At 33.6% G+C, this 12,470-nt stretch carries 14 protein-coding genes; 11 read left to right on the top strand and 3 right to left on the bottom strand.

Annotated features, from left to right (window positions below; translation table 11 throughout):
- The first annotated feature begins 47 nt into the window (after nucleotides 1-47).
- Nucleotides 48-1,562, top strand: coding sequence for a sugar ABC transporter ATP-binding protein (locus ACFCYN_RS11035; RefSeq protein WP_172446991.1), 1,515 nt, complete (start codon nucleotides 48-50; stop codon nucleotides 1,560-1,562).
- A 15-nt stretch (nucleotides 1,563-1,577) separates the two neighbouring features.
- The gene (locus ACFCYN_RS11040; RefSeq protein ID WP_098119377.1) at nucleotides 1,578-2,750 is read left to right on the top strand and encodes a sugar ABC transporter permease; all 1,173 of its coding nucleotides are present in this window, start codon (nucleotides 1,578-1,580) and stop codon (nucleotides 2,748-2,750) included.
- 140 nt (nucleotides 2,751-2,890) lie between these two features.
- Here the strand turns inward: ACFCYN_RS11040 and ACFCYN_RS11045 are convergent, their stop codons facing one another.
- Nucleotides 2,891-3,292, bottom strand: a complete 402-nt coding sequence (locus ACFCYN_RS11045; RefSeq protein WP_172446992.1) for a TIR domain-containing protein — start codon at nucleotides 3,290-3,292, stop codon at nucleotides 2,891-2,893.
- 115 nt (nucleotides 3,293-3,407) lie between these two features.
- On the bottom strand, nucleotides 3,408-3,698 hold the full coding sequence (locus ACFCYN_RS11050; protein WP_172446993.1) for a DUF5316 domain-containing protein: 291 nt from the start codon (nucleotides 3,696-3,698) through the stop codon (nucleotides 3,408-3,410).
- 254 nt (nucleotides 3,699-3,952) lie between these two features.
- On the opposite strand from ACFCYN_RS11050, the gene ACFCYN_RS11055 reads away from it, so the two are divergent.
- The 8 genes from ACFCYN_RS11055 to ACFCYN_RS11090 all read left to right on the top strand — a co-directional run bounded on the left by ACFCYN_RS11055 (nucleotide 3,953) and on the right by ACFCYN_RS11090 (nucleotide 10,885).
- Nucleotides 3,953-4,213 (top strand): hypothetical protein, encoded by a 261-nt coding sequence (locus ACFCYN_RS11055; RefSeq protein WP_375949308.1) that lies wholly within the window; start codon nucleotides 3,953-3,955, stop codon nucleotides 4,211-4,213.
- A gap of 33 nt (nucleotides 4,214-4,246) precedes the next feature.
- A complete protein-coding gene (locus ACFCYN_RS11060) occupies nucleotides 4,247-4,489 on the top strand; it encodes a hypothetical protein (RefSeq protein ID WP_172446995.1) in 243 nt (80 codons plus the stop codon).
- Between the two features lie 184 nt (nucleotides 4,490-4,673).
- Nucleotides 4,674-6,005 carry a cytochrome P450 gene (locus tag ACFCYN_RS11065; protein WP_375949310.1) on the top strand — a complete coding sequence of 444 codons (1,332 nt, stop codon included), beginning with the start codon at nucleotides 4,674-4,676 and terminating at the stop codon, nucleotides 6,003-6,005.
- A 99-nt stretch (nucleotides 6,006-6,104) separates the two neighbouring features.
- Nucleotides 6,105-7,454: an FAD-binding oxidoreductase gene (locus ACFCYN_RS11070; protein ID WP_375949312.1), complete on the top strand. Its 1,350-nt coding sequence runs from the start codon at nucleotides 6,105-6,107 to the stop codon at nucleotides 7,452-7,454.
- Between the two features lie 400 nt (nucleotides 7,455-7,854).
- Complete coding sequence (rpiA, locus tag ACFCYN_RS11075) at nucleotides 7,855-8,523, top strand: ribose-5-phosphate isomerase RpiA (protein ID WP_375949314.1); 669 nt, start codon at nucleotides 7,855-7,857, stop codon at nucleotides 8,521-8,523.
- A gap of 108 nt (nucleotides 8,524-8,631) precedes the next feature.
- Nucleotides 8,632-9,486, top strand: a complete 855-nt coding sequence (locus ACFCYN_RS11080; protein ID WP_375949316.1) for a carbon-nitrogen hydrolase family protein — start codon at nucleotides 8,632-8,634, stop codon at nucleotides 9,484-9,486.
- A gap of 40 nt (nucleotides 9,487-9,526) precedes the next feature.
- Nucleotides 9,527-10,198, top strand: coding sequence for a GNAT family N-acetyltransferase (locus ACFCYN_RS11085; protein ID WP_172447000.1), 672 nt, complete (start codon nucleotides 9,527-9,529; stop codon nucleotides 10,196-10,198).
- Nucleotides 10,199-10,213: 15 nt separating this feature from the next.
- Nucleotides 10,214-10,885, top strand: a complete 672-nt coding sequence (locus ACFCYN_RS11090) for a GNAT family N-acetyltransferase (protein WP_375949318.1) — start codon at nucleotides 10,214-10,216, stop codon at nucleotides 10,883-10,885.
- 122 nt (nucleotides 10,886-11,007) lie between these two features.
- On the opposite strand, the gene ACFCYN_RS11095 is transcribed toward ACFCYN_RS11090, so the two are convergent.
- Entirely contained in the window at nucleotides 11,008-11,745 is a 738-nt protein-coding gene (locus ACFCYN_RS11095) for a hypothetical protein (protein WP_172447002.1), read from the bottom strand.
- A gap of 365 nt (nucleotides 11,746-12,110) precedes the next feature.
- On the opposite strand from ACFCYN_RS11095, the gene ACFCYN_RS11100 reads away from it, so the two are divergent.
- Entirely contained in the window at nucleotides 12,111-12,407 is a 297-nt protein-coding gene (locus tag ACFCYN_RS11100) for a hypothetical protein (protein WP_172447003.1), read from the top strand.
- Nucleotides 12,408-12,470 lie beyond the last annotated feature (63 nt).

Raw genomic sequence — 12,470 nt, forward strand, 5'->3', positions numbered from 1 at the left:
AATTTAATAAAGACTCAAGTAGATGGCAAATTCGGGAGACGGATCATATGAGTGAATATATTTTGGAGATGAGAAATATCTCAAAAGAGTTTCCAGGCGTTAAAGCATTAAGCGATGTTAACTTCAAAGTTAAAAAAGGTGAAATACATTGCTTAGTTGGTGAAAATGGTGCTGGAAAATCAACTTTAATGAAAGTATTAAGTGGTATTTATCCTTTTGGAACATATACAGGTGATATTGTTTTTGGAGACGAAGTTCAAAAGTTTTCAAAAATAAGTGATAGTGAAAAAAAGGGAATTGGAATTATCTATCAGGAATTATCTCTTTTTCCAGAGTTGTCCGTTTACGAAAATATTTTTATCGGACATGAAATTAAAAAGGGAATTACTGTAGATTTCAATGAAACGATTGTAAAAGCAATCGAAATGCTAAAAAAAGTAAAATTGGATGTAAATCCAGACGTGCAAATAAAAGAATTAGGTGTAGGGAAACAGCAACTTGTTGAGATCGCTAAAGCACTTTGTAAAGATGTTAAATTGCTTATTCTTGACGAACCTACTGCAGCTTTAAATGAAGATGATAGTGAAAATCTACTTTTCTTAATGGAAGAGTTAAAAAATCAAGGCATTTCTTGTATTATGATTTCGCATAAGCTTAAAGAAGTAATTGCTATTGCCGATACTGTTACAGTACTTCGCGATGGGAAAACAATTTGTTCTTTAAATAAAGAAGAAATCACCGAAAACACAATTATTAAACATATGGTTGGTCGTGAGATTGACGATATTTATCCGAAACGTCCAAACCAGAAGTTTGGTGAAGTTTCATTAGAATTAAAAGACTGGAATGTATACGATCCAAAATTAGGTCGAAAGATTCTTCATGATATCAATCTAAATGTTCGAAAAGGTGAAATTATCGGGATTGCTGGATTGATGGGGTCTGGACGAACAGAATTAGCGAAAAGTATTTTTGGAAATCCAACAAACTTCAAACTTGATGGTTCTGTATTAGTAAAAGGTGAAGTGAAGCGCTTTAAACATCCAAAAGATGCAATAAAATCTGGTATTGCCTATGTAACAGAGGATCGTAAAGGCGATGGATTAATCCTTGAACAAGATATTAAAAACAATATTTCCATTACAAATTTATTCGAAATTTCCAAATCAAGTGTGATTAATCAACATGAAGAAATTGTCGTTGCAAATGATTACTTAAATAAGCTAAACATTAAAGCTCCTTCAATCACTTCAATCGTTGGGAAATTAAGTGGTGGTAATCAGCAAAAAGTATCATTGAGTAAATGGCTATTTACAAATCCGAATGTACTTATTCTAGATGAACCAACACGTGGAATAGACGTAGGTGCAAAATTTGAAATCTATAGCTTTATGAATCTACTGGTTGAACAAGGCATGAGCATTGTCATGATTTCCTCTGAACTTCCAGAAGTCCTTGGTATGAGTGACCGAATTTATGTTATGGCAGAAGGTAAAATAACCGGGGAATTATCAAGAGAAGAAGCAACTCAAGAGAGCGTTATGGCTCTAGCTACCGTTTAAGAGAGGTTGAATAAAATGAACTTTTTTCAAGAAGCAGGCATGTTATTAAGAAAAAACATCCGTGAATATGGAATGTATATTGCTCTTGCAGTAATAATGTTAGTATTTACTTTAAATACAGATGGACTATTTATGTCATCTCGTAACTTAAGTGATTTAATTAATATGACAGGTTATGTTGCAGTCCTTGCTGTAGGTATGACACTAGTAATCGTCATCCGTCATATTGACCTTTCAGTTGGATTCGTTGCAGGTTTTCTAGGAGCAGTAGTTGCTCTATTTCTAACACACGGTTTGCCAGTGTGGATCTCAATAATTGCAGTTCTAGTATTTGGTGCTGTTATTGGTTTAATTAATGGATTCTTTGTTGCTAATTTAGGAATTCCATCATTCGTAGTTTCACTAGCGGGAATGTTAATATTCAAGGGACTGCTACTAATGTCTCTTGTTAAAACTGGTACGATCATCGTAGCTAACGAAAGCTTTAAAGCGATTGGAAATGGCTATATTCCTAGTTTAGGAGATTTGAATGGCTTACACTTATCAACACTATTAATTGGTGCGATCTCTATTATTCTTTTCATATGGAGTGACTTTAAAAAGCGAAGTGTAAACATAAAATATGGTTTTGAAGTACTTTCAATGCCAATGCAAATCATCAAATTATTATTTATTTCCGGTATCATTGGTTACATTTCCTATATTCTTGCAGGCTATCAAGGAATTTCTTGGACTGCTGTCATCATGCTTATTGTTGTAGCAGTTTATCATTTTATTACAACAAGAACTCCTTTAGGACGTCACATCTATGCAGTTGGTGGGAACCCTGAAGCTGCACAGCTAAGTGGTATTAGCGTAAAGAAAATCACTTACATCGTATTTGGTTCAATGAGTATGCTTGCGGCATTATCAGGCGTATTATTTACAGCTCGACTTGCATCTGCTTCTCCCCAGGCAGGTACAATGTTTGAGTTAGACGCAATTGCTGCTGCTTATGTAGGTGGTGTTTCTGCTGCAGGTGGTGTTGGTAAAGTAACAGGTACAATCATTGGTGCATTCGTTATGGCTTCATTAACAAGCGGTATGAACTTAATGGGTATCGATATTTCATACCAATACGTCATCCGAGGCGCAGTTCTTGTTCTTGCAGTAGTTTTTGACGTAATGACACGTAATAAAGGGAAATAATGATGAAAAACAGAAACGGTCTATGGCTTGTTTCTGTTTTTTTATTTTTGGCTCTGTTAAATTTAATGTTGATTTTGAGTTGGAAAAATGTTGAGTAATTAGACAACAGTTTAGGAACTGTTACTGGACTAAAGCATGCTTTAGTTGAATACTTTTTTTGATTTAGACTCTATACTTTCCACTAAATCCTCTATTGTACCGAAGTATTTTTCGACTTCGGGCAAATGGTAAAATGTACTCGTAGTTTCAAAGTTATCTACTTCTTTGTTTGGTGAATATAAATAGACTTTTTTGCCACTTCCAAGAGCGATACCTAATTCAATATGGCTTCCTTTTCCTGCTGGAAACAAAACAACTACAAAATCAGCTTTAATTACAGCTTCCTTCTCTTCTTGACCTATTACTTTTAGTTCTTCAAGTGTTGCAACGTTCTCATTTGTGGTCCAATCATATGTATTAATGAATCCTTTTTCTATTAAAATTTTACTAACATACCTAACCAATTCAATATTTTTAAGACTTGATGCAATATAAAACTTCATTATTTCCCCTCCTTTTTATTCTAAATTTTATAATAAATTTGAATAACTCTCATTAAACTAATCTGTCATTTTGTTGAATAAAAAAAGCGATCTTCTTATTGAAGAATCGCATGCGTTAGTTGGACAGCCAGTAAAATAATAATGAAACTATTATGCTTGGAAATCCTATTAAAGCTAACCTTATAGTTGTTTCAAGTCGTTGACGTCTATCTTCTTTTGATTCAGATGAATAATTTGCTCGCATTCGATCACCACTAACCAGTGAACCAGAAAATAACATTGATAACACAATAAACACAACTCCAGTTGCTCCTGTAATTAGTGATGCGTTATTAATTCCAAATATGAATAAAGAGAACAAAACTCCAATTATTGAAAGTATGATACCAAAATAGAAATATTTCATAGATTTCTCCTCTTCCAATTTAATCCATATATAATTTTATTCAATTTTTATTAATAAAGTCCTTTTCTTAATTAAACTAGACTGTCATTTAGCTACATAAGAATTTTAATAATCTACTCTAACAGAGCCTATTTTTTAAATTGGAATGTCTTATGCAAAGGGTGAATGAATAAGGAAAAGAGGAAAAATAATTGTTTTCTAGAATAGTTAAGAAACAAATATATTGTTAAATTTTGTAAAATGGAGTGGAGTATATGAAAAGCAATTCAGCAATTATAGGAGCATCAATTATTATTGGGTGTGCGATTTTAGGATTTTTCATACAGTTGACATTTTCAAATAATAAAAACGAACCATCCAAAATTTCGAAAGAATACAAATTTGAAATGATTCCAGTTAACGATAATAATGTGATTATTTTCAACAAAGAAACCGGAGAATATTGGAGAAAGTTTTTACCAAATAATGAAGGACCTACAAATTGGGAAAAAGAAAAGTCCCCGATTACAAAATAGTTTTTGCTATGGTTGGAAAAGGAGTAAAGCAATATGTTCTTTGGGAAAGTATTACTTACAATTGGAACAATATTATTCATTTTAGCATTACCTGTGGCTTACTTTATTGGAGGCATGTCAACAGATGATCCAAATGCTCCATGGTGGGCTTTTTGGGCTGGTTTCTTTTTTATTGAAGGAATACCAATATTAATCATCTTAAGTAGTCTAGTAATCATAAAGATTGTTAAGCGTGATGAGAAGAAATATAAGGAATCTCAATTGAAAGAGAAATAGTTGTATAGATAGAATATAGGTTCACTAAGAATGTCTAATTAGGCATTCTTTTTTTATTTCAAAACAATTTTTTAATTTTAAATTTTAATTATTTGAATATCAAAATATAAAAGCATGAGCTTCCTCCTTCACCTAATATAATAGAATATCTTTCGATTAATCCTTCTTGAATGGAGTTGGTTTTATGGTTGAAGTTAAAGGGTTGTCTTCTTATTCACCTTTAGGGCATTTGAATGAATTTCGGAAAGATCCTCTACGGTTTTTAATTGATCTTTATACAAACCATGAAACGATTGTTTCTTTTCGATTTGCTCATCGTAAAATGAATTTACTATTAGATCCAGATCTCATAAGAGAAGTATTAGTAACGAAACAAAATTCCTTTCATAAATCAAAGCCATTTCAGGAGATGAAAACCTTACTTGGAGAGGGTTTATTAACAAGTGAGGATGAAGTACATATGCGCCAGCGTCGTTTAATTCAACCGTCGTTTACGAAGCAGCACATACAATCCTATGCAGAGGATATGGCGATGATCACCGAGGAGTTTATTCGTTATTGGAATGACGGAGAAGACCGTCTAATTAGTAGAGATATGATGGAGCTTACATTAGCGATTATTGCTAAAACGATGTTTAGTATGGATATGAAACAAGGGCATGATCGAGTTGGGCGGCATTTCGATATTATTATGGATATAGCAACGAAGAGAATCCGGTCTGTATTAAAAACGCCTCTCTTGTTGAACACACCAAAAAATAAATCCTTAACGGAGGCTATTAAAGCGATTGATAAGGTCCTATATGAAATTATTGAAAAAAGAAATAACTCGGATACTAAGGATGATTTACTTGGACTGTTAATGCGAGCAAGAGACGAAGAGTCAAAACAGGGAATGACTAATCAACAATTAAGAGATGAAGCAATGACAATATTCCTAGCAGGTCATGAAACAACAGCAAATGCATTATCATGGTGTCTTTATCTATTAACTCAGCATTCTGATAAAGCTAAATTATTATATGAGGAAGTAGATCGTGTTCTTGGAAAAAGACGTGTAAATTATCATTCGATGAAAGATTTGATTTATACACAGCAAATTATTTGGGAAAGTATGCGTCTTTATCCTCCTGCATGGCTTATAAGTAGGAAAGCAGTAGAGGATGTTAGTATTGGAGATTACAGAATTCATAAAGGGGAAACCGTTATGATGAGCTCATATATTATGCAACATTCCGATAAGTATTTCCAAAATGCAGGGGAGTTTATCCCAGAGCGCTTTAAAAATGGAAAGGTAGAAGGAGTGCCTGAGTTTGCGTACTTCCCTTTTGGTGGCGGACCACGTGTTTGTATCGGGAATCATTTTGCAATAATGGAAGCAACTTTAGTATTAGCAACCATTGTGCAGCATTTTTCTATTGAATTAGCACCAAATCATCATAAGGTAGAGACAGAACCGCTTATTACACTTCGCCCGAAAAATGGACTTCGAATGATTGTAAAAAAGAGAAAATAAGCAGACTAAAGTACCTATAGTCATGTAAGTGTCCTTTCCTAGGTTTTTTCATAGAATATAACATTCTCTATACAGTATTTTTGGAAGGGGTTATATTACTTGGAAAAGACAAGACTTACTGGTAGGATTGTTACACCTGATGATGCGGAATATGAACAAGCCAGAACAAACAATACTTTAAACAATCCAAAATTTCCTAAAATAATCGTATTTTGTCAAAAGAAACGTGATGTATTGAATGCTTTAAATTGGGCGAAGGAAAATAATATGCCATTTAGAGTTAGAAGCGGCAGGCATAGCTTTGAAAACTTTTCCCTCGTAAATGGTGGGCTTGTAATAGATGTTAGCGAAATGAATACTGTTACTGTTGATTGTAAAAATATGACCGCTAAAATACAGGCTGGGGCTAATTTAGGGAAAGTTTATAATGTACTATGGGAAAACGGTACGACAATTCCAGCAGGAACAGAAAGCAGTGTGGGGGTTGTCGGTCTTTCGCTTGGCGGGGGCATTGGAATGCTGTCACGATTGTATGGACTTACATGTGATAATTTGCTTGAAGTAGAATTAGTTGTATCGAATGGCAAGGGAAAAGCTAAAATCATTAAGGCAAATAAGAAACAAAATAGTGATCTATTTTGGGCTTGCCGTGGCGGTGGTGGAGGGAATTTTGGCATCGTAACGTCGCTTAAATATAAAGTTCATCCAATTTCAAATGTATCCATTTTCTCAATAATATGGGAGTGGAATGACTTCGAAGCTGCTTTTGATGCATGGCAAAAATTTGCAACAAACACTGATAGCAGACTAACTTCAGAAATTGAACTAAGATCTAAACAAGCAAATCAAATTATTGCTCAAGGTGAATTTGTAGGGCCGGCTGCGAAATTAAGAGAACTACTCCGACCGCTAACGGAAACCGGCACACCTATAAATGTGGAAATAAAGGAAGTTCCTTATATTGAAGCTGTTCATTTCTTTGACGAACCAATTGGTAACATTCCTACTTACAAAAAGAGATCTGGATCCTTTATTAATGAAATACTTCCAAAAAGAGCAATTTTAATTATGAAAAGTTTTCTTGAAAATACACCAAATGAAACAACCGCCATTTGGCAACAATCTCTTGGGGGAGAAGTAAAACGCATTAAACCAGATGAAACAGCCTACTATTACAGGGATGCCATTATCGTTCAAGAGTATTATTCTAGATGGAAAAGGCCTGAAGAGGAAGAAAATAGTATACGATGGGTAGAAGAGTTAAGGAGTACTTTATCAAAATACACTACTGGTGACTATGTGAATTGGCCTGATCGATTTATTAGAAACTGGCCAACTGCATATTATGGTGGAAATTTACAACGTCTTAGAATCGTGAAACGAGAATATGATCCATACAATCTATTTAATTTTCCACAAAGCATTCCACCGTTAAATTTTTGGTTTTGAACTGAACACATACGAATGAATAACCGACCGATTAGATTTCTTAATTTGGTCGGTTATTATTTATGACTAATTCTGTTTCTTATTTCCATTAATAAAAATTATATAATTCAATATTCCTGCTAAAAATAAGTACCCAAAACCGAATAGAACGATTTGATAGTTTTTATCTACATAACCAAGATAACAACACGCCAAAGTTATAGGTAAAACCATTATAATAATGCAAAACTTAAGCACAAAACTAGGATAATCCATATGTTTTTCACCTTACAAAAGTATTTTTTATTTTAATTAGTTTTTCTTATTTATCGTTAGTTATTCTTTTTTATACAAAAATGAAATTCTCTTTTATGACTTATACTAATTTAAGAAGTAAAACTATTAAATAGAGGGTGTCAAAATGAATGATAAACAAATTGTAGGTGAAAAGGCAGTAGAGTATGTAAAAGATGGTATGATCGTTGGTTTGGGTACGGGATCGACCGTTTTTTATACGATAAAAAAGCTAGGGCAATTAGTTAAAGACGGACTAAATATAAAGGGTATTGCAACCTCTGTTCAGACGGAAAAGTTTGCTAAAGAGGTTGGAATCCAACTCACAAGTTTTAGTGAAATTGAGCAAATTGATATTGCGATAGATGGGGCAGATGAAATTAATCCAGACTTGGAGCTTATTAAAGGAGGAGGAGGTGCGCTTTTAAGAGAGAAAATCATTGCGAAGGCAGCTAAAACATTTTTAGTAGTTGCCGATCCAAATAAGATGGTAGAGAAATTAGGTAAGTTCCGACTTCCGGTAGAAGTTATTCCATTTGGCATGGAAATGACTATGAAACAGATTAGAGCAATTGGTTTATGCCCTGAAATTCGTTTAAATGGAACGACACCGTTTATTACGGATAATGGAAACTATATTTTTGACTGCAATATACCTAATAACGTTCAATCTGAAATAATAGAAAGAGAGCTTAACTTAATACCTGGTGTGGTAGAAAATGGATTATTTGTTGGTATGACCGATCTTGTTATTACCTTGGACAAAGATAAGAATGTAATATTATTAAGTAAATAGTACATAGTAAATTTTTGCACTCAATGAAATGAAAAAGTATATACTTGCCCCTTCTTTCTATTTACCTAATAATAGGATTAAAAGAATAAATAGGAAGAGGGGGATTCTATGCAATTAAGAGTTTCAGCTGTTCAATATCATCTTCACACAATTAACTCCTTTGAAGAGTTTGAAAATCAAGTAGAGCATTATATTAAAACTGCAGAGGAATTTGAAGCGGATTTTATCATTTTTCCGGAATTTTTTACGACTCAGCTTATGTCTATTGGCAATGAAAAAGGTGAAGCGTTAACGATTCAAGATTTACCTAGCTTTACGGAGCTATATCGCTCTTTATTTATTAAGATGGCTAAACAATACAATGTCCATATTATTGGAGGAACTCATGTAATCCGTAAAGGGGATCGACTATTAAATGTTGCACATTTGTTTTATCCAGATGGTCGGATTGGTGAGCAGGCAAAGCTTCATATGACGCCAACTGAGGTTAATGAATGGAATATGAGCACTGGAGATGGCTTAGAGGTTTTCGAGACAGATAAGGGTACGGTTGCTATGCTAACTTGCTATGATATTGAGTTTCCGGAAATCGTTCGAATGGCAAAGGCAAAAGGTGCAGACGTTATTTTCTGTCCGTCCTGCACAGATGATCGTCATGGATTCCATCGAGTACGTTATACATGTCATGCAAGAGCAATCGAAAATCAAGTATATGTCGTCAATACGGGTACGGTCGGTTCACTTCCAACCGTTGATTTTATGCGTGCAAATTTTGGTCAGGCAGCAGTGATTACTCCTAATGATATTCCGTTTCCTCCCAAAGGCATTATGGTGGAAGGTGAAATTAATCAGGATATGATTGTGACAGCTGATCTTAATTTAGATTTATTATATAAAGTTCGTGAAAAAGGATCTGTTACAACATGGCGTGACAGACGAACAGATCTTTATCCAGATTGGTAATTTGAATAAGTTTACTCTTAAAGAGAAAAGAGGATTCAATATGTATCGAAAAGAATTTTTTGTTTTCGAACAAGATAAACCAGTCTCAGTAGTAATCCGAAATTATAATGAAAATGATTTTGCAGATTTAATTCGCATTCAACAAGAAAGCTTTCCACCGCCATTTCCATCAGAGTTATGGTGGAATGAAGAACAGCTAAAAAATCATGTGACTCTCTTTTCGCAAGGCGCGTTATGCATCGAAGTAAATGGTCAAATGGCTGGCTCCATGACTGGTTTGCGCGTCGATTTTAATCCTCAACAACCGGACCATTCATGGGAAGAGGTTACAGATAATGGCTATATTCGTACCCATAATCCGAATGGGAATACCTTATATGTTGTTGATATAGGCGTCAAACCAACTTACCGAAAATTGGGTTTAGGCAAGTGGCTAATGTTTGCAATGTATGAAGTTGTCGTTCACCTAGGTTTGGAAAGATTACTAGGTGGAGGAAGAATGCCAGGCTACCATAGAGTCGCAAATAATCTGTCACCAGAACAATATGTAGATGCTGTAGTTAAAGGTGATTTAAAAGATCCCGTGATTAGCTTTTTACTACGATGCGGTCGCATGCCTGTTAAGGTTGTAGCAAATTATCTAGAGGATAATGAATCATGTAATTATGGGACTCTAATGGAATGGAGAAATCCATTTATACATTCTAATTAAAAGGAGATTAAGAAAATGGAATATAGAAGAATTACGAATATTAATGACCCATTATTTAAACAAATGCATCAGTTAATGCAAGATGTATTCCCTCCAGAAGAAGTATTAGAATTTGATCTTTGGAAAGAGCCCTTGGAGGATCCAGGAATTCGTGTTTTTGTTGCAGTTCATGAAGATAAAGTTGTTGGCGCTACTGAATATCGCTATTATGAGGATTTTAATGTTGCCATGACTGATTTTACAATAATCGGACAAGCCGGTTTAGGAATCGGTCCATATTTAGCACAAAATAGATTAGTAGATTTACAAGCGTTAGCAGCTGAGAATAATAAGAAGTTATCTGGCATGTTTGCTGAAATATATAATCCTTATAAAGTAGAACACTATGAGTTTGGCGGCGTTAAACCAATGGACCCGTATGTAAGACGTGAAGTATTAGCTCACCTAGGCTATAAGCGACTAGATTTTGATTATGTTCACCCATCATGGAATAACGATGGTGAGGCTGTTACAGGACTTGATTTATGTTTCCTTCCGATGAACGACGAAACAAATGAACTGCCATCAAGCTTAATCGTAAAATTTCTGAAGCGTTATTACACAGTATTATCAAATAGACCAGATTCATGGTATTCAATGATTGAAAACTTAGAAAAAAAAGAAAAAACTGCATTAGTGTATTTCTAATAACATTTAGCCACCAAAAAAAGCTTTTCGATCAAGTCTATACATAGACATGTCGAGAAGCTTTTTTAATGCTCGATTTAGTAGACATTAATAAATGTCGAACAATGCTTTTATTGTAATCGTTAGTCTGACTGTTTTTGTTTTTCTTTTTCCTCTTTTTTATTATTCACTGAAGTAGTATAGGTTTTGTTTTTTTCGGAACCTTTTATTAGCTTATATATATAATCAGAAGTGAGTTTATAGCTATCTTCAATCTTTGTCGTTAAATAACTTGCTCGTTCAAATATTATAGAACGGATATTGTTGAGTTGGTGAGAGACTCTTTCCAGTAACGCCTCTTGTGTATCAAGTCGATCTAAAACCCCGTGTTGAAATTCTTCTTGCTGAAGTAAACTATGAGCCACTTCATTTTGTTTTTCGATTAACTGATTTAATTGTAAGGAAAGAGTTTGGTTATCAGATTCACTTTTTTCTAAACGTTTTGTTAAATCTGTATACGCTTTATTTAAACTAATCATTTGATCAATAAGCGTTTGTTTCTCTAGACTTTCATTTGCGTCTAATATTTGTAACCGTTGAATCATTGCGCTATCAAATTTTTCACGCTCATGGTTACTAACTATGAGACTATTTATTTGATTTATAACATGATTCCATTGGTTTGTTTGCAATTCTTCTAATTGTTCATAATGCGGCTTCAAATCAGAAATTGATTTTTCTAAGTTCATGTTATTCTTTTGTTGCTCTTCCATTAGTTCAGCTAAGTAATTATGCCGAACAAGCCCTTGATTTGCTGTTTGAATTTTTTCATTGTTTTTAAAGACATCTGGGTGTTCATTCTTATTAATAAATAATCCCACTACTATTTCTCCCTTTCTTTATTTTTTTCTAATATTTTATGTTCAGGAATAGATGGGGGAACTTGGGTTTATTTAGTTGGGCTAACGTGTAGTTAGAAAAATGCTTTTCTAGGAAGTATGAATTAAATAGTGGCCTGGCTATTTTTAAATTTAAATTTTAGTAAAAGAGTAACTGCCGATCAATATGAAGTGAGTATTTAAATTATTTTCATCTGAATCTCTTATTAAATTAATATGTTAAATACAAGGATAAAGACCTATCCTAATGACTTTATAACGATTTAAAAATGTTATCTGAAAATTAAGTTAATTTATATCACCAGCCTATTATCTTTGAATAGTATGATGTAAGGTGGTGATAATTTATGGATTTAGGTTTCGGACTTGCGGATTGGATGCTATATACTTTATGGGCAGTTATGGGATTATTGATTCTTGATTTTTTAGTAGCATTTATTCGTTCTTTCTGGAAAGGTTCATTCGATACTTCTTTTATACTAGGATATTTAAAAGATATTCTTTACTTTGTATTTCCATTGCAGTTTTTAATATCGATGTATGCACTTGATCCTTCTGGTTGGATTCTAATTACATTTTATTTTATCTGCGGAATCGCAGTTGTTATTAAGTATTTGAAAGATATTTTTAGTAAATTTCAATAAGCATGGAAAGCCCTCATAACAGAGGGCTTTCTTATTTTTAAAATATAGTTTTTACATACATAA

The organism is Gottfriedia sp. NPDC056225 (genome assembly GCF_042267765.1).
Classification (GTDB): domain Bacteria; phylum Bacillota; class Bacilli; order Bacillales; family Bacillaceae_G; genus Gottfriedia.

Coding starts and splice junctions, on each gene's coding strand:
- ACFCYN_RS11100 (WP_172447003.1), top strand. CDS start 12,111: ATGGATTTAGGTTTCGGACTTGCGGATTGGATGCTATATACTTTATGG.
- ACFCYN_RS11055 (WP_375949308.1), top strand. CDS start 3,953: ATGAAAAGCAATTCAGCAATTATAGGAGCATCAATTATTATTGGGTGT.
- ACFCYN_RS11040 (WP_098119377.1), top strand. CDS start 1,578: ATGAACTTTTTTCAAGAAGCAGGCATGTTATTAAGAAAAAACATCCGT.
- ACFCYN_RS11050 (WP_172446993.1), bottom strand. CDS start 3,698: ATGAAATATTTCTATTTTGGTATCATACTTTCAATAATTGGAGTTTTG.
- ACFCYN_RS11060 (WP_172446995.1), top strand. CDS start 4,247: ATGTTCTTTGGGAAAGTATTACTTACAATTGGAACAATATTATTCATT.
- ACFCYN_RS11045 (WP_172446992.1), bottom strand. CDS start 3,292: ATGAAGTTTTATATTGCATCAAGTCTTAAAAATATTGAATTGGTTAGG.
- ACFCYN_RS11085 (WP_172447000.1), top strand. CDS start 9,527: ATGTATCGAAAAGAATTTTTTGTTTTCGAACAAGATAAACCAGTCTCA.
- ACFCYN_RS11090 (WP_375949318.1), top strand. CDS start 10,214: ATGGAATATAGAAGAATTACGAATATTAATGACCCATTATTTAAACAA.
- ACFCYN_RS11035 (WP_172446991.1), top strand. CDS start 48: ATGAGTGAATATATTTTGGAGATGAGAAATATCTCAAAAGAGTTTCCA.
- rpiA (WP_375949314.1), top strand. CDS start 7,855: ATGAATGATAAACAAATTGTAGGTGAAAAGGCAGTAGAGTATGTAAAA.
- ACFCYN_RS11080 (WP_375949316.1), top strand. CDS start 8,632: ATGCAATTAAGAGTTTCAGCTGTTCAATATCATCTTCACACAATTAAC.
- ACFCYN_RS11065 (WP_375949310.1), top strand. CDS start 4,674: ATGGTTGAAGTTAAAGGGTTGTCTTCTTATTCACCTTTAGGGCATTTG.